The organism is Polyangium jinanense (assembly GCF_028435265.1).
In the GTDB taxonomy this organism is placed as follows: Bacteria; Myxococcota_A; Polyangia; order Polyangiales; family Polyangiaceae; genus Polyangium; species Polyangium jinanense.
Genome location: NZ_JAGTJK010000075.1, coordinates 13,085 through 39,651, shown reverse-complemented (window position 1 = coordinate 39,651; position 26,567 = coordinate 13,085). Strand labels below are relative to the sequence as shown.

Below are 26,567 nucleotides of genomic sequence, written 5' to 3'. Positions count from 1 at the left end.
GGCCTGATGGAAGAACTGCGCACCGCGCAGTTCTTCCACCACGAGTCCAGCGCTTGCGCTGGTTCGGGTCGAGGGGCGAACAGCCCCCGCGGGGCCCGGGGCAGAGCCCCGGCGCGGCGGCCTCCAGAAGAGACGAATGCTCCCAGTGGGGAGGAGCTCAGCAGCGCTCTTTCGCGCGCGGTCCGCGTCCGCGGCCGCTCGAGCGGCGGCGAGCGAACAGGAGTGCTGCGAGGAGCGCGCTGAGCCCCGTGCCGCTGGCGGTGGAGGCTGCGGATTCGATGCGGCAGCCGCAGCTCCCGGACGCGCCGCTTCCGGGCGGCGCGCCGCCTGCGGACGACGTGCCGCCGCCGGTCATGGCGCCGCCCATGCCGCCTGCGCCGCCGTCGCCGCCCGCGCCGCCGGATCCGACGAAGTTGCCGGTCGACGAGCTCGTCGCGGAGGGCACGACCGCGGCGCATTGACCGCCCTCGCAAGCCTCGCCTGGCGGGCACGTGACGCCATCGCAGAGGTCGACGCAGTTCCCCGCTTTGCAATGGGTGCCGGCTTGGCACGACACGCCGAGGCACGCGGTCTCGACGCATTGGCCGCTGTCTACATGGCAGCTCTCGCCCGAGGGACAGATCCGGCAGGCGCACCCGGCGATACAGACGCCGCTCACGCACACCTGGCCCTCTCCGCACGTGACGCCCGCGCACGGGTCCACGCAGTGATCACCGCTGCAGACCTGGCCCGCGGGACAAACGACACCCGCGCAGGGAGCGCGGCACTCGCCGCCGTGACACACCTCGCCTTCCGGACAAACCACGTTCGCGCAGGCCTCCTCGATGCAGAAGCTCCCTTTGCACACGAACGAGGGGAGGCAGGGAAACTCGCCCGATTCGCAGGACGCGACGCAGGTGCCGTTGCTGCACACCATATCGGGCGGGCACGTCGCGTCATCGTCGATCAGGCCGTCGCAGTCGTTGTCGATGGCGTCGCATGCCTCGCCCTGGATGCCGGGCTGAAGGACGGCCTTGCAGATGAGCGCTCCCTGCGCATTGCAGTCGGAGATGCCCTTGGCGCACGCGCCTTGCGCGTCGGGCACGTCGCAGGGTTGCCCGGCGCCGGGACAGGCGACACCGGTGAAGCGAAAGAGGAAGTCCTCGTAGTCGAGGTCGTTCCCGTTGACGCCCTCGGCGCCCGCCGCGTCCTTGAAGTCGAGATCCTCGAAGCCAAGGTAGAACGTGTTGGCGAGCATGTTCGATTTGTAGAGGAGATCCGAGTACCAGGGTCCCGGGGTCGAGCACAGCGTGCACGTGACGTTGAACCGGTGCTCGGTGTAGTGATACTGCGTCGCGTTCCCGGTGCCGGTGCCGTTCGGGTTGGGGATCAGCACGAAGCCGATGTAGCCCCCCTTGTAGGCCGGGTGCTCCCGGATCGAGACGGCGGTCAGGTTGACCTGGTCGGGAGGCGGCAGGGCGCCCGAGAACGGGAACAGGATCTGGATGTCGCTGTTCGGCGCCGCCATGTTGAGGTTCGCCCCGAGGTCCACGGGGACGTACTTCGGCGGGTTGTTGCTCGGGATGTTGTCGTCGACGTTGTACCAGCCGACGGCGAAATTGGCGCCGCCGCCCTTGGCGATGTACTTGCCGCTGAAGTCGCAGAGCGGCGAGAAAACCTGGGGCTCCACGGCGGCGCTCTGCACGACGTCGATCCCCTCGTTGATGTTGTCGTTGTTGGCCGATCCGTTGAGGTAGCCGCTGAGCGCCGCGCCCCCTCCCACGGGGATGACGGTGCCGTTCGGCTGCGTGACGACCGCGAACGCCGCGCCGCTCGCGCAGAGGATCGAGGCGCCAATCAAGGAGGAGACGACGGGAAACCTGGGAGAGCTCGATCCGAGCATGGAGATCCTTTCCGGCGCGGCCACCCGAGCCAAGGTGAAGAATGTTTCCCCATGCTACCACGGGAGCTGTCCCGGATGAACCTCATCCGACACCTGATCTCGCGGCGCGGATCAGGGATAGAGCGGGCGCGGCAACACATCGACGGCCGGGTGCCAAAGGAAACGCAAGACCGCATCAAGGTACATCATCCTGGCAGGCTCCCTTTCGCCCCGGAAGCGAGCGCCTCGAACAACGTCCGCATCGCCTTCGCCTGCGCAGCCGGATCCCTCATGGATGGCTTCCGACCGTGGTGGGTTTCATCGCGGCATTGACACGCTGTCCCTCCACGGCATGCTGCCGAGGTGTCCGCCGCGCCCATCCCCACCATCTACACGATCGGCCACGGCACGCGCAGCCTGGAGGAGCTCGTCGAGACGCTCGGCGGCGCCTCGGTCGCCCGCCTGTTCGATGTCCGTCGATACCCCGGCTCCCGCCGCAACCCGCAGTTTGGCCGGGACGCCCTCGCGGCGTCGCTGCCCGGCCTCGGCGTCGAATACGTTTTCCGGGGCGAGGAGCTCGGCGGCAGGCGGCGGCCGAAGCGGCCCTCGCGACACCCGGCCCTCGAGGACGAGGGGTTCCGGGCGTACGCCGATTACATGGACGAACCCGCGTTCGAGGACGCGCTCGAGCACCTCGTCGGCGACGCGCAGCAGGGTGGGCCGCTCGCCGTGATGTGCGCAGAGACGGCCTGGCAACGTTGCCACCGGCGCCTCATCGCGGATGCGCTCGTCCTCTGCGGCGTTCCCGTCGAGCATCTGCTCTCACCCACGCGCCGCGAGCCTCACCGCCTCACGCATGGGGTGCGCGCGGACGAGCACGGGAGGCCGGTGTACGACATGGGCCAAACGACGGAGCTGTTTTCCCGGTGAGCCCCGTGGAACGCCTACGGATTGACGGAAGGATGCGAATCTGATCGAATGCGCGGCGGAGGAACCTGCACGTGGCAGACGCAGATCGGCAGAAATGGGACGCGCGGTACGCAGCCGAGGGGGCGCCGGACGAGCCCTCCGCCTGGCTCACGTCGCTCGACGAGCATTTGCCCCGGGAGGGGCGCGCGCTCGACGTCGGGGGTGGGGCGGGGCGAAACGCGATTTGGCTGGCCAGGCGGGGCCTTCGGGTGACGCTCGTGGACATCTCGCCCGTGGGCCTTTCCGTCGCGGAGAAGCGCGGGCGGGAGGCGGGCGTCACGATCGAGACGCTGCGGCGCGACCTCGAAGAGGAGCCCCTGCCCGAGGGCCCGTGGGACGTGATCCTGCAAAGCCACTACCTCGAACGCCCGCTCTTCCGGCAATACCCGCGCCTGCTCGCGCCGAATGGGCTCCTCGTGGTGGAGCATCCGACGCGGTCGAATCTGCTACGCCATGCCAGACCGGGGGCTGCGTTCTTGCTCGAGGACGGCGAGCTGCCGTCTCTCTGCGCGGGGCTCTCGATGGTCCGCTACGAGGAAGGGTGGACCGAACAAGGCAGGCACGACGCGAGGTGTTTGGCGACCATGTAAACCTCGTCCCCGGAGCGTCAGCCTGCCCCGGCGACCCGTCTCCCGGCGACCCAGATTTCGGCGAGATTGGCGCGGGAGGCCGTGTAGACAATCTTCGCGAGGATATCCTCCGGCTCGTCGAGCTCTTCGAAGAGGCGAATCGTGCCGTTCGGGGCAGTGGTGTCGACGAGGACGGCGTCGAAATGGCAGCCGGGCGCGAAGCGACCGACCGGGAGCTCGAGCGCGTCGCCACCCGCGGCGGTCGCGAGATGGAAGGCGTCGCGGATGTCGATGCGGGACGAGGGCCGGCCGCGCGTCTCCGGCGGCAGCGCCGGGTCGACACCACTCTCCAGCATGCGCGAGGTCACGACGGCCATGCGGCAGGCGTCGAGCATGGAGGCGCTCGGGCCGCCCGAAATGTCCGTACCCAGGCCGACGCGGACGCCCTTTGCAAGCGCCGCACGGAGCGGGAAGGCTGCATTCGAAAAATAGGCGTTCGACAGGGGACAGTGCGCGACCCCCGAGCCGCGGGTGACGATACGGGCCATGTCGTCTGCGTTGATCAGATTCGCATGCGCGAGAATCGATTGTCGCGTGAGGAGGCCGAAGCCATCGAGGCATTCGGCGTCCGTCACCCCGTGGCGGGCGAGGACGTAGCCGTGCTCCCAGTCGCTTTCGGAGCAATGGGTCTGGACGTGACAGCCGCATTCCCTGGCGATGACGCCGAGGCCCTCGAGCATCGCGTCGGTGCAGGAGGGTACGAATCGCGGCGTCACGACGGGGTGGACGAGCCCACCCTCATTCGCCGGATGGGTACGAACATACTCGATGAGTGATCGCGTGCCTTGGAGGCCGGCCTCGGTCGAGGCGTCGCGGTAGAAGTCCGGGCATTCCTGCGGGTTGTCCATCGCGACCTTGCCCACGAGGGCGCGCTGGCCCTTTTCCAGGCAGATGTCGACGAGGAGGCGGGTCGCCTCCTGATGGATCGTGGCAAAGTAGAGAGCCGTCGTGGTGCCATTCGCGAGGAGGTCGGCGACGAGCATTTCGTAGGCCTTCCGCGCGAAGGCAGCGTCGGCGTAGCGGGCTTCCAGCGGGAAGGTGTGGCGCAGCCAGATTTCCAGCGGCACGTGGAGCGCCTTGCCGAGCTGCGGGTATTGCGGGGCGTGGATGTGGAGGTCGACGAAGCCGGGGATCACGTAGCAGCCAGCGGGAAGCGTCACCAGCGTGCCGGCCATGGACGCAGCGATCCGGGCGCCTTCGTGGCGGGGGTCGCCCGACCTGATCACGGTGGCAATCCGTCCAGCCTTGTCGATCTCGACGAGGGCGTCCTCCAGCACCTCGAGGGTGCCGAGCACAGGCGCGTGGAAGAAGGTGCCGGCGAGGGTCTTGCCGCGGAGGTCGGTCATTCGGCTTTGCTCTTCGTAGCACGCCCCGCCCAAGCGCTGAGCATCGGTCTCATCACGAGGCGTCGCGCCGGGGCGCTGCCCCGGGCCCCGCGGGGGCTGTTCGCCCCTCGACCCGAACCAGGGCAAGCCCTGGACCGTTCGTGGAAGAACTGCGCGATGCGCAGTTCTTCCAACAGGCCGGTGGCAAGACCAAGGACGGCGTTGCCAGTCGGCAGCGCGGCTGTCTTGATGGGCAAGGTCGTCGTTGGTCTTGACCTGGCCTGTTCGATGAACTGCGCATCGCGCAGTTCATCGACCCCGGGTCCAGCGCTTGCGCTGGTCCGGGTCCAGGGGCGGACAGCCCCTGGTGGGGCCTGGGGCAACGCCCCAGCGCAGCGCCCCCCAAAGGCGGGCGCGCGAGGTTGGACGGGACCGGCGTCGAGGCGGGTGCTACCCTCGGACGCACCGTGGGAATCGCGCTCGTGACGCTCGCAGTGGTTGTGATGCTGGTCCAGCTCGGGATCACCGTCCGGCTGTGGAGGAGCGACCTCTACACGCGTGGGCAGAAGATCGCGCAGAGCGCGATGATCTGGCTGCTGCCTGTCGTGGGCGCGATCGTCGTCTACGTGGGGCTCCGGCACACCGAGGACGTGCCTCGTTTGAAGCCGAACTCCGAGGGCGGCGAACATCAATCGCTCTGGTGGACGAACCACGACCCGTAGCGGCACCGCCTCGACAACATCAAGAGGTGCGAGAGCGCGTGCAGCGTGCTCGTTTCCCCCGGCCGCCTCCCTCGGGCTTTCCGCCCTTCTTCTCCTGCTCGGCGCGCTCTGCATTGAGCACGAAGAGCTTATCGATGACCTCGTCCTCGAACCTTTGTTGCGCGGCCCGGTCCTCGTCTGAGAGGGCGCAATACGGGGGGACGGGGAGGTCGCTCCAGCCGTAGGCGGCGAGGACCAACTGGTCCATTTCCTCGTGGAGGGCGCGGAGCTCGAGGATGCGGGGATCCTCGCAGGAGGGATCCTTCAGGGCATTGTAGTTTTTTGTCAGGCCCTGGCTCGTGTCGACCATGAAGCGGGCGCGGGTCTCGTAGAGTCGTTCGCCGATGGATTCGAGGGAAGGGAAGACGGTGCGGGGGTCGGGGGCAGGGAAGGGGAAGGTCTCGAAGCAGTCGGAGGCGGAGTAGCGGAGGTCCGTCTTCATCGAGGAGGAGAGGAGACGGGCCCAGGGTTCGTGGATGCGGGATTGAAGCGTCGCGAACGCCGCAAAACAATCGATGGGGAACACGCAGAGCTGCTCGCTGAATACGCGGCTCGTCGGCTGGAATGCGAGCATCATGTGCTTGCTGACGCGTGCCGTGGCAAGACACCGCGAGAGCGGGGCGATCGCGGCATACAGGGCAGGGGCGACCTCTCCAAATCTCCACCAGTGGATACGGCGCACGTCGCGGTTGTTCTTATCGCGCTCCGGCTTCACCTTCTGGCGCACGATCTCGATGAGGTCCGGCCACGTCTCCGCCTCCTCCAGGGTCATTTGACCGAAGTTGATCACGAATCGATCGAAGGATTGCGTTGGACGGGTGTTGACCTCTTCGCCCCCGAGATACGGGAAGATGCGCTCGGCGTTTCTGCGGTCGCGTGTGACCAACGCGTCACGCTCTTCTGGGGTCAGCAAGAATCCCTGTCCGTACGTCTTGCTCCCGAGAAAACTCATGGAGGCGTTGCTGGACAATACGACAGGATCGGGTCGCTCCGGCGCCGGGCGAAGTCGAGAGTTGACGGCGACGACGCGACGTCCGTTGAGCATCGCATGTTCCGTCCGCCCGCGTCCAACGCCGAGGTGAACGACACTCACCACGACAGCGGCATCCCCAGGCCAAACCCAATCGACATCCGCCGAGCAAACGGCAAAACCGTTCGCGAGGAGATATCGTAGCCCCGTGGATCGCGTATCCCCCTGACCGATGGTATTGGTCGTGATGAACCCCATCACCCCATTCGCGCCGATGTGACTCGCTGCGCGACGAAAGAAGTGCGCCACGATATCCGAGTTGCCGTGCGCCCCTTCGTGCGACGCGAGCAGCCAATCTCGATACCCCTCGCCGAACTCCGACGAAATCCCGCTTCCCCCCTTGAACGGCGGATTTCCCACGAACGCATCCACCCAAGCCGTCCCCGTGACGCGATTCCCCTCCAGCGGATCCGGCCTCCCCGGCCCGAACACCTCCGGAAACTCGATCATCCAGTGGAACGGCACCTGCGTCTGCCGCACCTCCGCCTGCATCGTCCGCAACTCCGCGAGGATCTCCTCCGCACCGGAAACATCCCCCCGCTTCTCCGCGGCGAGCCACGCCGTGACCCGGCCCAGCCGAAGGTCCCGCTCCTTGTCCCGCTCCTTGTCGTTTTTCTGCGAAAAAAACGCCCCCACCACGAGGTCCGCGATCAGCCGCACCCGCCCGAGCGCATCCTCCGCGTCGAAGAGCAACCGCTCCTTCTCCCGCTGCGCCTCGTACGTCCCCTCGATCGCGAGGTCCAGGATCCGCTTCCGAATCCCGCTCGCCTCCTCCAGCGCCTCCACGAGCAATCCCGCGGAGTGCTCCACCTGCGCCCTCGGTTTCCAGTGAAATGCCCGGACCTGGTCGAAGCTCAATCCCACCAGCGAATCCCCGTGCCGGATCGCATGGTCCACAAAGGTGAATGGCTCGTTCCGCGCCATCGTCACGAGCCAGAGCGAGAGCCGCGCGAGCTGCACCGCGTACGTATTCTTGTCGACCCCGTATAGGCACCGCTGCGCCACGAGCCGCCGCGCGTGGTTCACCACGTCCTCGTGCGCGCTCGCCACCTTCTCCGGCGCCCCCTCCCGCGTCCACGCCGCGACCACCCGATCCGCGAGGTACCGGCACGCCGCCACCAGAAACGCGCCCGATCCCACGGCCGGATCACAAATGACGAGGTTCAGGAGCGCCTCCGAGCTCGGAGCTTCGCCCATGGCCTTGATCAAGGGCGCGAGCGTCCGCGCCACGATCGGCTCGGTCAGTTCGCGTGGGGTGTAGTGGCTGCTCGTGCGCCGACGCTCGGGACCTGGCTGGATCACGAGCGTGCCCACACTCGCGCGCTCGGGCGTGCGGCCGCTCAATGGTTCGAGCGCCGCGAGCGCCTGGTCCGCCGTCTTCGTGGACTTGACGGCCTCGGCGATCTTCGCGGCGACGGCCTTGTCGAAGGCGAGCTCGTCCTGGAGCCAGCGCTCGCGCTGATTCGCGGGGACGGCGAGCAGCGGCCCGGCCTCGACCCAGACGCGCGCCATGCCTTTTTTGCGGTCGAGCTTGATGCGGACGGCGCCGCTCTCGATGCGGCGCACGGAGAAGCCCATCAGCGCCTCGTAGACGCTGCCAATCTGCTCGACGTCGAGTGCCTTGTACGAGAGGCGCTGGCCCCCGAGGTAGAGGAGCTTTTCGAGGACCGAATACACCGTGCCGTCGTCGACGCTCGGGAGCGACAGGGCCGCGCTGCCCTCGGGGCGAAAGCCTTCGAGGAATGGATAAACGTTCGGATCGAAGAGCTGGCCGCGGCGGGGCGGGATGCGGAGGTCGCGATGGGTGACGCCGAGGAAGACACCACGGAAGAGGGCGACGAGGCGCGGATACGCCCCGAAGCGGCGGTGTATCGTGTCGGGGTATTTTCCGTGGTCGGACTGGAGCGCCCCGAAGAGGCGGAGGAGGCTGTAGTTCTCGGCGAAGAGGGGGTTTTCCATGGGGAGGAGGCCCCACTCCTCGCAATAAAGCAAAAAGACGAGCCGGAGCAGGAGCGTGAGCAGGCCGGCATAGAGGTGGTCGTCGTCGCGCTCGAGGGCGGCGCGGAGGGCATGCGTGCCGTCGCGCTCCTCGGCGGCCGAGAAGCCGGCGAGCAGGACTTCGAGGGCTTCAAAAACCTGGCGGGAGAGATCGGTGGTGACGTCGGCATTGCGCTTGGGTGAAGGGGCGTGCATCGAGGTCGGAACGGCCGCGAGGACCCGGCGAGAGGAACAGGACGTTACACCGCGAAGGGATGTCCGGGAAAGAGCTTCGCGGGGATGGGTCCCAGGCCCAGATGGCGACCCGCCCTCGTTATGCCTGGCCGCCTGCCCCCGTCACTGATCCTCGCTCCAGGTCGGGGCCACATGAAAGCCTGCCCCCCGAAGGCTTGTATTGTTTTCCTGGAGAAGCGCAGCTCGGAGCGGCCCCGTCTGGGTATCGATGCTCTCCCGGATGTTGTCGAGGCGCGGCCCCATGAAATCCTTGATCACCTGCTCCTTCGTTGCCCGGAGAACAGCAAACAAGCTATTGTATTCGGTCTCTTCGGCCTCCAGACCACGGATCAACGAGCCAATCTTCACCACTCTCCCACCGTCCATCCGGACGGTCGGAACGACCCGGGTGCCGTCCGGCAGCGACATCCCGGCCCCTCCGCATACCGCCCAAAGCACGCGGCGTTGACCGGGCGGAACGACGATCTGTGAGAGCGAGTAGTACGCCTGATGCTCGCTGAGCTTGCCAGTCTGCTGATCCTCGTACCCCACGAGGGTCGTGCCGTAATCGACCTGAAGCGGTGCGTTCCTCGGCGCGTGGACGCAGAACGCACCATGGAAAAGAATCCTGGTCAGCCAGTAGGGGGTCTGCGTCGACCCGCCATTGCAATCCGGGACAATATCCCCGTCCATCACGGCATGCCTTGGCTTGGATTCTGCCGCTCCCGGTTGGGACGTCTTGGCGTTCGCCGAGGCGACCGTCGACGAGTCCGGTTCGGCAGCGGGTGCGGGGGCCGCCACCAACATCCCGAGGACCACGGCGAGCCCAAAGCCTCTTTGAAGTGTCCGGCCCATCGTCTCGTTTTTCATGACCCTACTCCAGCATCCCGCTGCAATCACGCGCCGAGGCCTCAGGCTGGTCGTACGGCAAGGTCGCCGGGATATGGCTGCAGGACGCGCCTCCGTCGAGGAACCTCTTCGCGACCGCGAGGCATTCATAATAACAAAGCGACTGGAACTTGCCGCACACCGCGACGGCGCAGCGATGCAATTCATTCTCCGGGTGCTCGTACCACTTCGGAGGTGTCTCCCTCGACACCGCGCTGCTCGCGGAGGATACCTGGGCGTAGCCCGTGAGCGGTGCGGTTGTCTGGGGAGGTTTGATCCCGCGAGGGCGCATGTCGATTGCGATCTCCTCCAGGTCGTCCAGGTTCACCCGCTTCTTGCGCGCGATCTTCTCCGCGACTTCACGCTTGAGGGGCGAACTCCGCCTCTCGTACAGGACTCCCGCCGACGTGGAGAGCTCCTGGGGCAGCACGATCTTGGTCTTCGGCCAGATCGTGCCCGTACCGAATGGCTTGGGCGGCTCGCCACGCTTGCTCGCGTCACGCGCATACTTACCGTACGCGTCGCGCAGAATGGCCTCATTTCTCTTGAAAATCAGCTTGAAAGCCGCCGGATCCCCGTAATATCGTGTTGCCACCACGTAGAGCGTGTCGGAATCGGTGATCTCGTACACGATCTCGTTCGTCTGGCCTGCGCTCGCGGCGCTCCAGGTGCCGGCGACGAGCATGGCGACCATCAAGGCGCGCCGAAAGATCCTCATTCGAATCATTGGTCTCCCAAACCTCCCATGTTGCTCATTTGGCAACCGACACGACTTCGCCCGACGCCTCGTTCACCCAGTACACGCGGGTCGCGTCGACCGCGATGCCCATCGGACGCTGCTGCGCGGATGCGAGCAGCACGGGCTCCCGCTCGCCATCGATGCGTGCCTTCTTGACCATTCCGCCGTCGTTCGTCCAGTACACCCACGCCTCGTCGACGGCGACGCAGCGTGGCCCTGGCTCGTTCGCCGCAAGGACCTCGCTCGGGCTGTCACGTCGCGCGATCGATATGGTGCCAGACCCATTCGTTTCACGCGACCAGACCACGACCTCCTCGCGAGGGTCGACGGCCACGGCAAACGGCTTCTCCTGGTTCTCGGCGACGAGCCAGGGTTCGCCCCGCTCCTTGAAGGACCAGCCCCAGATGCTGCCGCCATTCTCCGTTCGCGCGAAGTAAACGCCCCGACGCCCGGTGGCGAAGCTGAAGGGGTTCGGGTCGGCACTGTCGTACTCGAGGAGCGGTTTTTTCCCGAGCTCTTTCCGCGCGCTGAAAAGTGTTCCCTTCCCGGTGGTCGCGTTCTGGAAGAGGAAAAAGGCGCCACCTTCCGAGGACGCAAGCCCCGCGATCTGCTGCTCGGGATGGAGCCATTGCACCAGCGATTTTCGCGTGGCTGTGACGGAGTCTATCGTGAGCAAGCTCTTGGATGACGTGTCCGTCCAATACCAGCGGCCGATGTCGAACGCGATGCGTGTCGGCGCGCCGCCCACGGACATCGGCGCCGCGGTGCCTCCGCCTTTTCGCATGCGCCAGGCCTTGCCCTGTCTGGGAACCGTCCATGCCACGAGGCCGTCCACGTCGTCGTCCACGGCGACACTGAGCGCGCCAGGCTCGTACGTCCCGAGGACGATCGGCTTGCACCGCCCGCCTTCGAAGGCCTCCGGCTTCGCCTGCGCGTCGACTTCGCATCCATCGGCGGGATCGCCGTTGCAATCGTGACGCCCGGGTTCGCAGGCAGCCTTGCAGATCCCCTCCTGGCACGTCGCGCTGTCGCCCACGATTGCTTTGCACCCGCGTCCACAGGTGCCGCAATGAGCGGCGCTGGATACGACGTCCGTCTCGCAACCGTTGACGGAATTACCGTCACAATCCATGAAGCCTGGCTGGCACAGGGATACACACTGGCCAGCAACGCACGCGATGCTGCCGTGCTCGTTCGTGCATGCGTTGCCGCACTTCCCGCAGCTTCCGGGAGCCCCGAGATCGGCCTCGCAACCGTTCGCCGGTTCCCCGTCGCAATCGGCGAAGCCCGCCGCGCATACGGGCGCACAAAACGCACCGACGCAGCTCGTCGAGCCGTGCTCGTTGACGCATCTTACCCCACAAGCGCCGCAACTCTCGACGCGCGTGAGATCCGTCTCGCATCCGTTGAGCATGGACCCATCGCAGTCACCCTTTCGTGGATCGCACATCGGCGCGATGACGTTCGGGCGTGCGCTGGCGGTGACGAAGATTCCGGCGATGACGAGGGATGCCGCCACTCCGCCGGTCCAGATACGCCGCTTGGAAACGGGCCGCGCCGGTGCTGGCGGCGAAACACGCGAACCATCCGGGAGAGCGTCGAAGGCGGCGCCAAACTCGGCAGCCGACTGAAACCGCATGCTCGGGTCTCGCTGAAACGCTATCCGAAAGAATGCGTTCACCTCGCCCGGAAGGTGGGAGATGGGCGGCGGACCATCGGAGGAGAGCAGAACGAGCCGTGCGACATCGACGTGCGCCGGTCCTGCGAACGGCAACTTCCCCGTGAGGAGGCGGTAGAGGACAGCCGCGAGGGACCAGAGATCACTCCTGAAATCGACGCGGTTGGAATGGCGCCATTGCTCCGGGCTCATGTAGCTGACCGTGCCCATCGCCATGTTCTCTTGGGTCAGCTCGTCGTGGTCGCTGACGATGATCTCGGTTCCGGGCTCCACCATCGGCTCGACGAGCTTCATCAACCCGAAATCGACGATCTTGACCTTGCCCTCGATGCAGTAAATGTTCCCCGGCTTCAGGTCACGGTGAATGACGCCCGCCGCGTGGGTCGCCTGCAGCCCTTTGCATAGCTGTCTGCAGATCGACTTCACCGTCGGTATCGGCATGGGCCCCTCGCGCTCGAGCCGCTTCGCGAGGCTCTCCCCCGTCAGGAGCTCCATCACCAGGAAGGGAACCAGCTCGTCGCCATACTCGAAGCACCGGAGGACGTACTCGCTGTCGATCAGGCAGAGCGCCTGCGCTTCCCGGCGGAATCGCTCGAGATCATCCGCTGCCCTTGTCCTCGGGATCTTGATCGCAACCTTCAGGTGAAGCTTCGTATTTATCGCCTTCCAGACCTGCCCGAAGGCTCCCTCGCCCAGCTTGAAGATCAGTTCGAACCGACCGGCAAACGTTTTGCCAGGACGGAGGTCGACCGGCTGGATGCCATTCATGTCATCCGTCGGGAGCTTGATGGTGGGCGGGCTGGTGTCCTCGCCAATGGCCGTGCTCATGCTCGCGCCACAAGCCTTGCAGCAAGGTGACGAGGTGGCCAAAATTTCGATGCATTCACAAAACCGGGCGTCCGATGGCGGTTCCTGAGGGGGGTACGGATACGCATTTCTGCGTATGGACAACCGGACGATGACGTGCATGCAGGCGAAAGCCGTCCCGATGACACGCGACACGGTCGACGATGGGTGAAGGGCCCCACGACTCCTCACCCGCGTAGGCTCGTTCGTGCATCCGATGAATTGCGGATACCCATCTCGCCGAGCAACTGCGACCATCCTTGCCATTGCACGCCATTTGTCTGTGAGCTCGGCCCTCGAATGGGCAGGCTCGTCACAATGTAGTCCGGACGGGAGGCATCGATGCGGTCCAATTGGGCGAGCGGACTGGTCTTGGCATTTGTCGTTACGCTCGGCGCTGCATTAACGGGCTGTGAGGACGGGGGCCCAGCTCCCGGCGGAATCGGCGGCCAGGCGGCAGGCGGAGACGGTGGAGGTAGCGCTGGCGCCGGGGGACAGGGCGGGGATGCCGGGGGAGCAGGAGGCGCCGGCGGCAGCGGCGGCAGTGGCGGCAGTGGCGGCAGCGGCGGCAGCGAGGGGCCATGCGGAGATGGAATCGTGTCCGGCGAGGAGACCTGCGACGACGGCGCGACGGTTCCTGGCGATTGCTGCTCGGCGACGTGTCAGATCGAGGCCACCTGCGAGGTCGAGCCCAACGATGAAGCCGCGGGCGCCAATGCATATGCCACGCTCGCCATGGGTGGCACAGCCGTCAAGGGTCTCGTCTCCAGCAACGGAGACGAGGATTGGTTCGAGCTCGTGGTCCCCGCGGGCGCGAAGGGCGTCGTCACCGTGGAGACGCTCGACGGATATGCAACGACGTGCTCCTCACTGGCACTCGACAGCCAGGTCTCCTTCCTCGACGCGCAGGGGGCGCTGCTCGCGACGGACGACGATGGGGGCGAGGCGTTTTGCTCCAAGCTTTCCGTGGGTCCGCTGTCGCCCGGGTCGTACTACGTCGAGGTGAGGGCCAGCGAGCAATCGATGGCCGCGCCCTTCGACTACACGCTCTCGGCCACACTCTCGATCTACACGTGCGGCGACGGGGCCTGGGACGCCGTCGTCGGCGAAGGCTGCGACGACGGAAACAATGGCAATGGGGACGGCTGCGACTCCACGTGCCAGGTAGAGGTCGGATACACTTGCGCTGGCTCGCCGAGCGCGTGTGTCCCGGGGTGTGGCGACGGTGTCCTCGTGCCTCCCGAGGGGTGTGATGACGGCGGCAATGTCTCCGCCGACGGCTGCAGCGCGGTCTGCGTGGTCGAGCCGGGGTATACCTGTTCGCTCCAGCCGAGCGTCTGCGTATCCACCTGTGGCGATGGGATCCGCGCGTCCGGCGCGGAGACGTGCGACGACGGAAACGCGACGGCCGGGGATTGCTGCAGCGCCGCGTGTGAGCTCGAAGCAGGGTGCGAGGCGGAACCGAACGGCGAAAGTGGAATGGCAAACCCCTTCGGCCAGCTTGCGCTCGCGGGGAAGCTCAAGGGCTTGATCGCTCCTGCAGGCGACAGGGATGTCTTCGCGGTCACGATTCCGTCGGGGAAGAGCGGAGCGATCACGGCGGAGACGATCGACGGGGTCGCGACGACGTGTGACTCTTCATCACTCGACAGCTACGTCGAGATCCTCGATCCCCTGGGGTTCGTCGTGGCCAGCGACGACGACGCCGGTGCGGGGTATTGCTCTCGCGTGACGACGCCCGTGCTCCCTGCAGGCGACTACGTCGTCTCGGTCACCGCATCGGCCGGACAACCCGCTGCGACGTTCGATTACACGTTATCCATCGACGTGCAGCTCTCTGCATGCGGCGACGGCGCGCAGGGGCCCGGAGAGGAGTGTGATGACGGCAATACCGTCGGTGGTGACGGCTGCAGCGCCCAGTGCAAGCAAGAGTTGCCCGCCGAGAACGAACCCAACGACACCGCGGCTCTCGCGAGCGGCCCGTACGCGCCGAACGTGGTGCTCCGGGGCGCTGTCTCACCTTCAGCCGACGTGGACTATTTTGCCATTACGTTGCCGGGTCTCGTGGACCTCTCCGTGCAAACGTTCGATGCGCTCGGGCCCGGGAACTGCGCGGACACCGATACGAAGACCACGCTGGTGGCTCCCGACGGCACCACGATTCTCGCCACGGATGACGACGGCGGCCTCGGCGCGTGCTCGTGGCTGGAGCCGTTCTCTGCGCCGGCCTTGCGCCGGCTGCAACCTGGCACCTACTTCGTCCGCGTCGAGAGCGGAAATGCGAGCGTCATCGACCCGTACAAGCTCGCCGTCGAGATCGTCGCCCTCTGTGGCAATGGCGTCGTCGAGGGGTTCGAGCAATGCGACGGCGGCGCGCTCTGCGATTCCACGTGCCGCAACAAGGCCGTATGCGGAAACGTCTCTATCGACGACGGCGAAACCTGCGACGACGGCAACACGATCGCCGGCGACGGTTGCAGCCCCACCTGCCAGCTCGAGGGGCCCGACGTCGAACCGAACAATACCCTTGCGCAGGCGGATGCACGCGCGCTCGATCCGACGCCCGTCTTGATCACCGGGGACAAGGTCCTCGCAGGTTCGATCGGCAATGTGGCGGACCGGGACGTCTTCAAGATGGTCCTCGCAGCGTCCTCGGTCGTGCGCTTCGAGGCGTACGACGGGAGCGGCGTCGACTGCCACAGCGATACGACGACCATCCGCCTCCTCGATGCGGCAGGCGTCGAGGTCGCCGTAGACGATTCGAGCGGCATCCAATCGTGCGGCGCGCTCGTATCGAGCCTGTCGGCAGGGACCTTCTATGTCCAGATCGAGGAGACGGGCACGGATTCGACGGTGACCGAGTACAGGCTCGAGGTGAACGTCCAGTCGTCCGGCGGCAGCGAAAGCGAGCCGAACGACACCGCCATGAACGCGAGCGTGCTCTCCGGCTCCGATGTGTTCGTGCTCGGCGGGCACCAGGCCGCCGACGATATCGATGTATATGCCGTGACGGTGCCGCCGGGGAAATCGATCCGCGCCGAGGTCATCGAGGGAGGCCTGGAGACCTGCGAGTCGGACGAGGTCGATAGCCGCCTCACGTTGTTCGATGCCGCGTGGAACGAGATCGCGGACGATGACGACGACGGGCGCGGGTATTGCTCTCTGCTCGACGGCTCGGGGACCATGCCGCTCGATTCCGGCGCCGCGTCGCTCGCGGGCGGCACGTACCATCTCGCGGTGCGGGCCTCGCCATACGCGTCGCCCGCCACGGCCGCGGAGTTCGACTACCGGCTCGTCGTGACCATTCGCTGAAGCTCATCCCACGAATTGCATGGAGGAAGGTTCATGAACCGACATCGCCATCCCACGTACGTGTTTGGTCCCGCGGCAATCCTCGTCTCCGTCCTCGGGTTGTCGAGCTGCGCATCGCCGGAGGCCATCGAGATCCCCGATTCTGCCGCGCTGGCGGAGGACAGCCGGTACATGGCGACCGTCTTCGAGGCGCAGCTCGAGACGGCGCGCCGGCCGTACATGAACATCGACCTGAAGGACGAGCGCCAGTACAGGTTCGTCAAAAATCGCTTGCTCGCCTCCGGCAATACGCCGGAGAACGCGCCGAAGCTCTTCGAGCTCCTCGAGCATGGACGGCGCGGCGAGCGCCCGAGCGAGGTCACGCCGCCAAGCGTGGGCGAGGTGCCGGGGGAGCCCGTGGACACGGATCCCGTGGGCAGCGCGACCTCGGCCCTCGAGACGAGCTGGTGCGGCCATTTCCTGCTGCTCGAGGAGAAGGTCAACGTCCACATCTACAAGAACACCAAGTTCAACCCCGGCGTGGTCATGAGCTGCTTCGACGGCTCGTCCTATAGTTACGTCGACGGCATCGCCTACCGGACGCCCGATCTCGAGGGGACGACCCATACGGTCCTCGCGACGCCGCCTCCGATCGAACAATACAACGGCGGGCGAAACGTGACCCTCACGTTCCCCGAGATCGATTTTGGCTCCTGGGACGATCCGAGCAAGATGCTCGTGCTCGATTCTCTGGCGATCGCGGAGAAGAACGGCGTGCAGCACTTCACGTACGCCACGGTGAAGACGGTGGGGCCAGGGGGTGCACTCTCGCAATCCACGACGGACAAGACTTACAAAACCGTGCCGACGATCACCATCGAGCATCCGACGAACGTGATCAACAGCAAGGAGGATCCCTTATACAGCGACTTCTACACGGGAACCAACAACTACGGACGCAACCCGTACAACCTCCGGACCTACTATCATTACCCCGACAATGACGGACGCGTGCGCATCTGCCTGGAGCGTGGGTATGCATCGCAGATCTACGGTCAGCTTGATTGCGACTACGCGACCGTGCAGGAGATGAATGGTCAGCTCTTGCCGTTCAAGTATCCGTATACCGGTATCGCTGCGACGAGCCTCTCCTCGTTGTCCACGGGAAAGCTGATCATGAATGGATTGGCGTACTGGCAGGCCGCGCCGAAGTACGAGCTGAACACGCGGTACGTGCCCATCAAGGGCACGTACCAGCTCTACCACCCCGGCGGCTGCACGATCGAATCGTACATCCCGGCCTTCACGCAGGCACAGCTCGTTCTTTACGAGGACGGAGGCTTCTGCAATGGTGGCTACACGAACGATACGATTGGTACCGGTCTCTCGAATGCATTCTCGCCGCCTGATATGTCAGCCAAGAGCTCGTTCAACATGCTCGGGAACTTCGGCGGCAAATGCTACGTATCGAACAACAGCAAACGATCGCATCTCTACGTGATGGTCTATGCCAAAACCACGGGGCCTCAGCCCTGTGGGAACCGCTACTCCACGACGAGGGTGACGCCGGTCGATTTCCTCAAGACGTGCTTCGCCGAAGGCACCGAGATCCGTCGCGCGGACAATACGTTGTTGCCCGTCGAGCGCTTCAGCGTGGGCGACAAGGTGATCGCGAACGATCGTGGCCTCGTCCTCACGGTCACGGGCGTCGTCAACGGCGGGGAGAGCAAGCCCCTTGTGAACCTGTACGATAGCCACGGTCACGATCTCCTGGTCACGGAGATGCACCCCGTCGTCACCACGCGCCGGGGCGTCGTGAAGGCCGGGGATCTGACCGAGGGCGACGAGGTCATGACCGAAAAGGGTCCCGCCGTGCTCATGTCGGTACAGCGCGTCACGTACGACCGGGCGGTGTACAACCTCTCCCTCGGAACCCCCGAGGAGCTCGCGCGCGCCGGCAAGGAAAACCGGACCATGTTCGCCGAGGGGTATCTGGTCGGCGACAACGAAATGCAATTCGAGATCGAGAGCGCGCCGAAGCCGGGCCCCGACCATGTCGCGTCGGAGTGGGAGCGTGATTACCGGAACGATCTGGCCCGAGGGGCCGTCGTCCAACCTCGGGAGGCGGGTCGGCTGTAGCCACCAGACAGAGAGGAGGAGAGCATGCGACGACTCGAACCATCTTCCCATTTCCGGCGGGCGCGCGTCTTGATGGCGCCGCCGGCGCTGGCAGCCCTGGTGCTCGCCGGCTGCGGCCCGGCCGAACCCCCGGACGACCTCGATTTCCCAGGGCTCGAAGCATCCTGGAGCCCCGGCGGCTCCGTAGAGAGGGACTGCATTCGTGTCAAGGTCACGGAGAGGAGCTTGACGGAGCCCCTGGCGCCCGAGAGACCCGTCGCGGGCATGCGTGTCCTCGTGACGAGCGACGAGTACACGCACATCGGCGGTTCGGTCTTTACGGGCGCCGACGGCTTCGCCGTGGTCGAGGTCAAGCCCTACGCGAACGTCAAGCTTTCGCTCAGCCATCCCGCAGGATACAAGGTGCTGGATCCGTTCTCCCTCACTGCGACGTCCACGGCCCCCATCGTGGCGAAAGCCAATGCCGGCGTGGGGTTCTCGCTTTGCGATGCGGCCGCCGTTGCCGTCACGTTGTGCGGGAATGGCGTCAAGCAGGGCACCGAGCAATGCGATGACGGAAACTCCGTCGACAACGACGGTTGCACGAACAAATGCACGCTGGCCATGTGCGGTGACAGCATCCTCCAGGCGGGCGAGCAGTGCGACGACGGCAACTTGAGCAACCTCGACGCTTGTACCATTTCCTGCAAGTTCGCAGTATGCGGAGACGGGTATACACAGCCCGGCGAGACGTGCGACGACGCCAACTCGAACAACAACGACACGTGCACCACACTCTGCAAACCGCCCTCTTGCGGTGACGGCATCAAGCAGGTCGCCGAGCAGTGCGACGACGGCAATACGAACAACGACGACACGTGCACGACGCTCTGCAAGCCGCCTTTTTGCGGCGATGCCATCAAGCAGGCTGCCGAGCAATGCGACGACGGGAACACCAGCAACACGGACGCCTGTACGAATGCCTGCAAGAGCGCGAAATGCGGGGACGGGTTCGTCCAGCCGGGCGAGGCCTGCGACGACGGAAACGGTAACGACGCTGATGCATGCTCGAACATTTGCAAGCACCCTGCGTGCGGGGATGGCATCGTGCAGGTGGGAGAAGCGTGTGACGACGGGGACCTGGACAACACCGACAATTGCACCACGCTCTGCCAGCCCCCCTTCTGTGGTGATGGCTTCCTGCAACTCGGCGAGATGTGCGACGACGGAAACACGAACAACAACGACGCGTGCACCACGCTCTGCAAGCCGCCTGCTTGCGGAGACGGCATCAAGCAAGCGACGGAGCAGTGCGACGATGGGAACACGAACAACGACGACACGTGCACCTCGCTCTGCAAGCCGCCTGCTTGCGGAGACGGTATCAAGCAGCTCACCGAGCAGTGCGACGACGGGAACGCGAGCAACGAGGATACCTGCACGGTGCTCTGCAAGCCGCCTACTTGCGGAGACGGTATCCAGCAACTCACCGAGCAGTGCGACGACGGGAACGCGAACAACAACGACACGTGCACGATGCTCTGCAAGCCGCCCGCTTGCGGTGATGGGTTCGTCCAGCCCGGCGAGACCTGCGACGACGGGAACACGAACAATGCCGACGGCTGCAACAATAGCTGTGTTTCTCCTGGCTCTGCGCTCGCGACCGGCAACTACAACGGTGCGTCCAGCGGGCAAGATCAAGGGTTCGCAATCGCGAGCGACGCCGCAGGCAACATCCTGGTGACCGGCGTCGAATCGGTCGTCGGGCAAGGGCTCAACATCTGGCTCGGGAAGTTCAACCCGAAGGGCGGTCTGCTCTGGTCCGCGAACGCCAACGGGGCCGCCAGTGGGAACGACTATGGGTATGGTGTCGCCGTCGCCCCTTCGGGGGATCCCGTCGTCGTCGGCGCGGAGGCGAGCTCGTCCACCGGCCTCGATATCGTCATCCGCAAGCACAGCGCGACGAGCGGCGGAGTCCTCTGGAAGGCGACCCATGCGCTTCCCGGGGACGACATCGGATACGACGTCGCGGTGGATGCGTCGGGGTTCATCGCGGTCGTCGGATCGGCGTCGGGTAGCCCCGCGTCCTTCTGGATCGCCAGGTATACCGCGACGGGGACCTTGAGCTGGATGAGGACCTACGCCGCCTCCTCGGGCTTCGCGATCGGAAAGATGTCCGTCAGGTTCGACGCAGCCGGCAACGTGATCGCTTCGGGGTTCGAGACGTCGCTCTCCGGCGGCGCGGATAAGATCTGGGTGATCAAGTACGCCGCGAACGGGACGCTCACGTCGGCTATGACATTCAATGCGACCGGCTATCGTCCCAATGCCGTGACCGTGGATGCGAATGGTGACGTCATCGCGACGGGCTACGTCTACGTGAATGGCCAGGACGAGAACGTCTGGATCCAGAAGTACACCTCCCAGGGTGCTTCGCTCTGGTCGAATACGTGGAACGGCGCAGCCAACTATTGGGATCGAGGCAATGACGTGGCCACCGATTCCGGGAGGAACGTGCTCGTCACGGGCTACGAGTACGTTGTGGGCGAGGGGATCAACGTCTGGACGCGCAAGCTCTCGCCGACGGGCATGGTCCTATGGACAAACGGGTACAACGGCGCCGCCAACGCGAACGATTACGGAATGGGGATCGCTGCCGACGGGGCCGACAACGTTCTGGTCACGGGATACGATGCGGTGACGGGCCAGGGCAGCAACGTCTGGCTGCGGAAGTTCGCCCCCTGAAGGGACCTGCCTCGAGGTTCTGCTCGCCGAGGCGCACGGGGCCGGCATCGTTCGCCGCGATCTCGATCCAGCCAACCTGTTCTTGCCCCTGACCTCCGACGGAGGGACCAGCGTCACGCCCGGCGCCATTCAGGCCGCCGGAGGCGCACCAGGACGAACCTCGCCTTGCCCAACCTGAAGGAGGTTGGGCGCGTCCTCGGATTCCTCGCGGTCATCGCACGGGAGGGACTGCCTCCACCTGGATACAGCCCGACCACCGAAAGGCCTCCAACTGCGTTTTGCCGGATGCACCCACCCCCGGAAAAACCAGGGAAACGGGCCCGGACAGCAGGCATGGCGCGTGCACTCCTGCGGGGCATCCCTGCCGCTCGATCTTCATTGGATCGGCGGCTCGGGACCCTGCGAGAAGGAGCTCTACCATGCAGTCTCCGCGTTGGTTCGAGGTCAAATGTCAGCCGCCCTGGCGGCCCGCGAGGAAAGAGTCGCGTCGCATCATCCTGCTTCCGGACGGAAACCATCGCAAAGGCGAATCCGGTCGTGATTACACCGCCGGAGCGGCCAAGGTCGTCGCCTGCGCCGAACACGTCGCGCTGCGCGGTGACGTGGGAACGTTGCTGGTCTGCATCGCTTCACGTCAAAACGTCGACAAGAGGCCGGAAGCGTTCTTCGACGTCGTCGCCGCGCAATTCGAGTGGTTGCGCTCAGAGATTCAGGAACGCCGAGCGCTCATTCAATGCGGGATTCGTTGCACCGTGCGCGGGAACCTCGCACGAATGCGCACGTCGGGCGGCTCCCGGGCCAGGCTCGTCGCCAGCATCGAAGCGGCCTGCGAGGCGACCAGGTCTCTCCCGGATCCGCGGATGGATCTCGAATTCTGGATCGATTATCCGGACGAGCTCGCCTGGGAGCGGGACGTCGATCTCGTCCTTCGGACCGGCGCCGAGGAGCCGGACGTCGTGCGTCCCGGCTTCTGCCTCCCTCCGTGCGTGCCGTGCGTCGCGACGACGACGTTGTGGCCCGACGCCCGCCCCGAGGAGCTCGGAGATCTCATCGACCGAGGCCTGCGGGACGCGTCGGCGCATTTCGCGCCCGGATACGAACTCGATTTCGTGTTCGAGCTCGTTCAGGCGCTGCCGCGCTCTCGCATCCCTGCGCCGCTGCGGCTCACCATTCCTGTCTGCGCCTCGGCCGAGGAGATCGACGCGAGGCTGCAAGCCCTCCACGCCGATCCGACGAAAGATCCCGCCGTGGAGGTCAGCCGCCTGGATTCGCGCGGAATGCGTGATCACGAGCGCGCGCTCGTCGACGATGCCTGGTACGGGATTCGAATGGTCCCGGCGGCCCGCTTTTCCGATTGCACGGCCGAGGACTACGACGCGGTCCTCGCTCCTGGCCAGGCTGCACAGAACGTCCTCCTGGCCGCGCCTGTCACGGCGGCGGCGCCGGTCCATCCGTGCCCGCCCAATGCCGAGGGCATTCTTCATGCGCTCCGCCGCGCGGTTCGTTTCCCCGTCGCGCACGTTCTTTTGCAGGGTGCGGACAGGAGTCGAGGGCCCACGATCTCGGTCGAGTCGCCTTGGCCCGCCGAGCTCCTGGACCTCATCGAGGTGACGGCAGCAACTCCTGAGCGTTCGATCGAACAGATTGTACGAGCGCGTTTGCCCAGGGACGCCGACGCGGACGCCGAGCGCGACCAGCTCGTCTTGGCCATGTCGGCGCGGGTGCTCGGCGAGGCGCTGTCGGAGGGGCTCCTGCTCCCGGATCGATCCATGCGCCAGGGGGATCGCAATTATGCGTATACGGGCGCCTACATGATGCTCCGCGTGCCGGACGAGGCGGACCCGACGGGGGAGGGCTGGGAGCGTTCGGCCGAGCTCGCCATTCGTTGCATGCTCGCGATCTCGGCGGGCGACAATGGTATCTTCGATCGGGTCCTGCCCGGCGAGACGCCGCACGCATGGCGCGCGCGGCTGCAATCTTCGGCGGATTACCTGGAGGCGATCGCCCGCGGAGAGAGACCTGCCGCTCCGCCCGTCGGGCGGGGCATGCGGATCGTCGACGCCGTCGGCAAGCAATGGGAGAGCCTCTTCTCGCGCCATGCGGGTGCCAGCAGCGCGCTCGCGCAGGCCTGCCGTGACGCGCTCGTACGCCATTATCGGGCCAACGCGCTCGAACGCGCGCCGGACGTCGTCGACAATCCACTCGTACGGCGGCTCGGGCTCGGCGGACCTCCGCGGAAGGAAGCGATCGAGCAGCTCGAGGCGAGGTATGCATCCAGGGCGCCTGGCCCCGTCGGCGAACGAATTCGGTTTCTCCTGCGCGAGGACGCGAGCAATCCAGCACGCTTCACCGAGTTACGGCGCGAGCTTCGATTGCTGCTGCACGTCGTGGATACGGCGCCGACCATCGCCGTGGAGATCTTGTTTCTCTTCTGCGGGCTCGCGACACCTGCAGAGCACGTCCACGAACCGCGCCTGCGATCCTTGATCGAGGTCGGACAACTCGCCGACCATACCTTCAGATTGGCGAACGACCTCGCCAGCCTGAGCGCGAACGGGGGCGATCGAGACGCCAGCAAGGAGAGTTGCCTGTCGATTCTGATTCCCAAGGGCGTTTCGGCCTCGACATGCGCGGAGGCCCGGGAGCATGCGCGTGCGCTCGGAGAGAAGTACCTCGCGTGGCTCGAGGAGCAACTGGGGCACGCGATGGCGAGGCTCGCGCCTGCGTGGCCCTCCATGGCGGAGAAGATGACGAGAGCCGTGCACGTGGGCCGAGGCGTGTACCGGTGCGCGCACTACACGACCCTCTCATCGGAGAGGATGCTCGCGCTCATCGGCGAGATGAGCCGGGCGCCGACCCGACTCGATCCGCCAGACAGCACGATCTCTGCGCGGGGTTCGTCCGCGTCGACCATGAATACCTTGCTTCCCCGCACGGGAACCGGGTAGATTGGCGTGCCAAGGAGCACCATGGACGATCGTCAACAAAAGGCCTTACGTCGTGCTTCACAGATGTTATCGAGGGTCGCCGCAGGGGACGATCCCGCGGGGATCCTCGACGCCCTCGCGCAGTGCGTCCCTACCGTGGCGGGCCTGCTCTCGGTGGTGCGCAGGGACGCGCCGCAACTTCTCATCAGTCATGCGATGCGTTTGCCCCCGGAGCTCCTCGAGGGGTGGATGAGCACACGCTCCGAGCACCTCGAACCCGCGCTCCGCCTCGTCCTCGAGGCGAGGCCCGGTAACTTCTGGCGCGACGCAGATACAATCGCAGGGCCTCTGCGTGACGGCCTGGAAGTGCTCCAGGCCCTCGAGGGCTTCGGGCTGGGGGAGGGGGCCGGCTACAAGGTGTATGAGCGGATGGTTCCCGGCCGCGGCACGGAGCACGTCATGCTGGCGCTGCTCACGGAGAAAGGCACGCAATTCCCGAGGGCCGCGCCCGCGTTCATGGAAGCTTTGGCCGCCGATGTGCGCGACGCCGTCCATCGAGCCAGTTTGCCCCTGGTGGCGTCGCGTTCGATCCTGTCTCAGATCGTGGAAGAGCAGGGGCTCGGGTACATCTGCCTCGCCCGAAAGAGCGGCGCGGTCCTGGAGGTGAACCAGAGGGCGCTCGACCTGATCGCCCGATACCACGCCGGCGGGGCTACCCAAAGCCGCAGTGCCCTGCTGGATTTCGTGAGCTCCGCGCAGCGGTTCACGGCTGGGGGCGAATCTTGGCAGCTCGGCCATCCTGATCGGTTTGCCGCGCTCGAAGTGCACGTGCACGTGCTCCCCAAAGAAAGGCACGTGCTTCACGAGGATGTACACCTCCTGTCGATGCGGGAGTGGATCTTGCCGAGCAACCTGCGCCCTCGCCGCGCTGAAAGCTCGTCCATTCTGGAAGTGCTCCCCTCGCGCAAGCGGGAAATTGCGCTCCTGCTGGCGCGCTCCAACCGTTCTTACAAGCAGATCGCCGACCATCTGGGCATCAGCCCACATACGGCACGCACACACATCCAGGACATCTACCGCTTGCTCCGCGTGCATTCCCGCCCGGATCTCACGCAGCTCCTGAACGGTGGGCAACCTGGCAAGGAGGATCGATGAATCGAGACGACGACGACTCGACGAACACGCTTGTGCCATCTCCGAACGGATTGACGTTACGATCGAATAAAATCCGCATCGAGGTGATCCAGGGGCCCCAGGAGAGGACGACCCGCGAGCTCCCGGGTCCCGCGGTCCGGATAGGCAGCGGCGCCGACTGTGATTTCAGGGTCGACGACCCTACCGTGAGCCGGCACCACCTGACCTTGCGGATCGAGCGCAACAAGATCAGGATCCTGGACGCCGGTAGCCTCAACGGGACCACTGTCGACGGCGTTCAGGTGCGGGATGGTTATGCACGCCCGGATTCGTGTATCACGATTGGCAAGACGGTATTTCGGCTTTTGATGGTGAACACGATCGTCGAGCTGCCCCTGTTCCCTGGTGACCGCTTCGGAGACATGCTCGGAAGGAGCATCGCGATGCGGGCCGTATTTGCCCTGCTGGAGCGCGCGGCGGCCACCGACGCCACGGTGCTGATCGAGGGAGAAACCGGGACGGGGAAGGAGGTGGCCGCGCGGGCGATTCATGAGGCCAGCCCGCGGTCCAAGGGGCCCTTCATCGTGCTCGACTGCTCGACCATCTCCCAGGAGCTCGCGGAAAGCGAGCTCTTCGGGCACGTCAAGGGCTCGTTCACCGGTGCAACGATGGATAGGCCTGGAATCTTCGAAGAGGCCGACGGAGGAACGGTCTTCCTGGACGAGATCGGGGAGCTCCCGTATAGCCTTCAACCGAAGCTCTTGCGGGTGCTCGAGAGCATGGAGGTGCGTCGCGTGGGAGCGAATCGGCCGAAGCGGTTCGACGTGCGCGTCGTCGCCGCCACGAACCGGCCGCTGTCCCGCGCCGTCGACCTCGGTGCGTTCCGCGAGGACCTGTATTATCGGCTCGCCGTGGTTCCGGTGCGTCTTCCGCCGCTCTCGGAGCGCTCCGAGGACATCCCCATGCTCGTTCGCCATTTCGAGAAGGAGCTGTCGACACGCATGCGGTCCAAGCATCCGCTCTCGCAGGAGGTCATCGACAAGTTTTCGGGTTTGACGTGGAACGGGAACGTGCGAGAGCTTCGCAACGCGGTCGCGCGCGCCCTCGCGTTCGGGGCCGGAGAAGGCTCGAAGAGCAACGATGGGAGGGAGCCGGACGTACAGTCTCTCGGCATTCGCCTGGACGAACCGCTGCTTCACGGCCGCGACCGCATGGCCCAGGCATACGAAAAGCACTACCTGCGGCTGATGCTCCAGAAGACGGACGGCAACGTATCTCGCGCAGCGGAGCTCGCCGGCGTCGGACGAAAATTCGTTCAGATGGCGATGAAGCGGTACGGGCTTCGCGGCGACCTGGAATCATGATGAGCGATGCGGTCTTGATCGAGATGGTATTTGCTGGGCGGAGGTGACCAC

General features: G+C 65.7%; 15 protein-coding genes. 9 read left to right on the top strand and 6 right to left on the bottom strand.

Features of this window, described 5'->3' with window-relative positions; translation table 11 throughout:
* Nucleotides 1–157: 157 nt before the first annotated feature.
* Nucleotides 158–1,882, bottom strand: coding sequence for a hypothetical protein (locus KEG38_RS50295; RefSeq protein ID WP_272424416.1), 1,725 nt, complete (start codon nucleotides 1,880–1,882; stop codon nucleotides 158–160).
* Nucleotides 1,883–2,224: 342 nt separating this feature from the next.
* Between KEG38_RS50295 and KEG38_RS50290 the strand changes: the two genes are divergently transcribed.
* Nucleotides 2,225–2,791 (top strand): DUF488 domain-containing protein, encoded by a 567-nt coding sequence (locus KEG38_RS50290; protein WP_272424415.1) that lies wholly within the window; start codon nucleotides 2,225–2,227, stop codon nucleotides 2,789–2,791.
* 71 nt (nucleotides 2,792–2,862) lie between these two features.
* The gene (locus KEG38_RS50285) at nucleotides 2,863–3,420 is read left to right on the top strand and encodes a class I SAM-dependent methyltransferase (protein WP_272424413.1); all 558 of its coding nucleotides are present in this window, start codon (nucleotides 2,863–2,865) and stop codon (nucleotides 3,418–3,420) included.
* A 17-nt stretch (nucleotides 3,421–3,437) separates the two neighbouring features.
* On the opposite strand, the gene guaD is transcribed toward KEG38_RS50285, so the two are convergent.
* On the bottom strand, nucleotides 3,438–4,805 hold the full coding sequence (gene guaD / locus KEG38_RS50280; protein WP_272424411.1) for a guanine deaminase: 1,368 nt from the start codon (nucleotides 4,803–4,805) through the stop codon (nucleotides 3,438–3,440).
* A 446-nt stretch (nucleotides 4,806–5,251) separates the two neighbouring features.
* Here guaD and KEG38_RS50275 point away from each other — a divergent pair, with 446 nt between their 5' ends.
* Nucleotides 5,252–5,506, top strand: a complete 255-nt coding sequence (locus KEG38_RS50275; protein ID WP_272428055.1) for a hypothetical protein — start codon at nucleotides 5,252–5,254, stop codon at nucleotides 5,504–5,506.
* A 19-nt stretch (nucleotides 5,507–5,525) separates the two neighbouring features.
* Here KEG38_RS50275 and KEG38_RS50270 read toward each other — a convergent pair whose 3' ends face one another.
* From KEG38_RS50270 to KEG38_RS50255, 4 genes are all read right to left on the bottom strand, one after another.
* Nucleotides 5,526–8,768 (bottom strand): DNA methyltransferase, encoded by a 3,243-nt coding sequence (locus tag KEG38_RS50270; RefSeq protein ID WP_272428054.1) that lies wholly within the window; start codon nucleotides 8,766–8,768, stop codon nucleotides 5,526–5,528.
* A gap of 141 nt (nucleotides 8,769–8,909) precedes the next feature.
* The gene (locus KEG38_RS50265; RefSeq protein ID WP_272428053.1) at nucleotides 8,910–9,656 is read right to left on the bottom strand and encodes a hypothetical protein; all 747 of its coding nucleotides are present in this window, start codon (nucleotides 9,654–9,656) and stop codon (nucleotides 8,910–8,912) included.
* A gap of 4 nt (nucleotides 9,657–9,660) precedes the next feature.
* The gene (locus tag KEG38_RS50260) at nucleotides 9,661–10,392 is read right to left on the bottom strand and encodes a LysM peptidoglycan-binding domain-containing protein (protein WP_272428052.1); all 732 of its coding nucleotides are present in this window, start codon (nucleotides 10,390–10,392) and stop codon (nucleotides 9,661–9,663) included.
* Between the two features lie 34 nt (nucleotides 10,393–10,426).
* Nucleotides 10,427–12,919 carry a serine/threonine-protein kinase gene (locus tag KEG38_RS50255; protein ID WP_272428051.1) on the bottom strand — a complete coding sequence of 831 codons (2,493 nt, stop codon included), beginning with the start codon at nucleotides 12,917–12,919 and terminating at the stop codon, nucleotides 10,427–10,429.
* 360 nt (nucleotides 12,920–13,279) lie between these two features.
* Between KEG38_RS50255 and KEG38_RS50250 the strand changes: the two genes are divergently transcribed.
* The 6 genes from KEG38_RS50250 to KEG38_RS50225 all read left to right on the top strand — a co-directional run bounded on the left by KEG38_RS50250 (nucleotide 13,280) and on the right by KEG38_RS50225 (nucleotide 26,516).
* Nucleotides 13,280–16,249 carry a DUF4215 domain-containing protein gene (locus KEG38_RS50250; protein ID WP_272428050.1) on the top strand — a complete coding sequence of 990 codons (2,970 nt, stop codon included), beginning with the start codon at nucleotides 13,280–13,282 and terminating at the stop codon, nucleotides 16,247–16,249.
* A gap of 33 nt (nucleotides 16,250–16,282) precedes the next feature.
* Complete coding sequence (locus tag KEG38_RS50245; protein WP_272428049.1) at nucleotides 16,283–18,367, top strand: Hint domain-containing protein; 2,085 nt, start codon at nucleotides 16,283–16,285, stop codon at nucleotides 18,365–18,367.
* 24 nt (nucleotides 18,368–18,391) lie between these two features.
* Nucleotides 18,392–21,091, top strand: coding sequence for a DUF4215 domain-containing protein (locus KEG38_RS50240; RefSeq protein WP_272428048.1), 2,700 nt, complete (start codon nucleotides 18,392–18,394; stop codon nucleotides 21,089–21,091).
* 419 nt (nucleotides 21,092–21,510) lie between these two features.
* The gene (locus tag KEG38_RS50235; RefSeq protein WP_272428047.1) at nucleotides 21,511–24,039 is read left to right on the top strand and encodes a hypothetical protein; all 2,529 of its coding nucleotides are present in this window, start codon (nucleotides 21,511–21,513) and stop codon (nucleotides 24,037–24,039) included.
* 345 nt (nucleotides 24,040–24,384) lie between these two features.
* Nucleotides 24,385–25,173 (top strand): helix-turn-helix transcriptional regulator, encoded by a 789-nt coding sequence (locus tag KEG38_RS55915; RefSeq protein ID WP_272428046.1) that lies wholly within the window; start codon nucleotides 24,385–24,387, stop codon nucleotides 25,171–25,173.
* Nucleotides 25,170–26,516 (top strand): sigma 54-interacting transcriptional regulator, encoded by a 1,347-nt coding sequence (locus tag KEG38_RS50225; protein ID WP_272428045.1) that lies wholly within the window; start codon nucleotides 25,170–25,172, stop codon nucleotides 26,514–26,516. The genes KEG38_RS55915 and KEG38_RS50225 overlap by 4 nt, the downstream gene beginning before the upstream one ends.
* Nucleotides 26,517–26,567 lie beyond the last annotated feature (51 nt).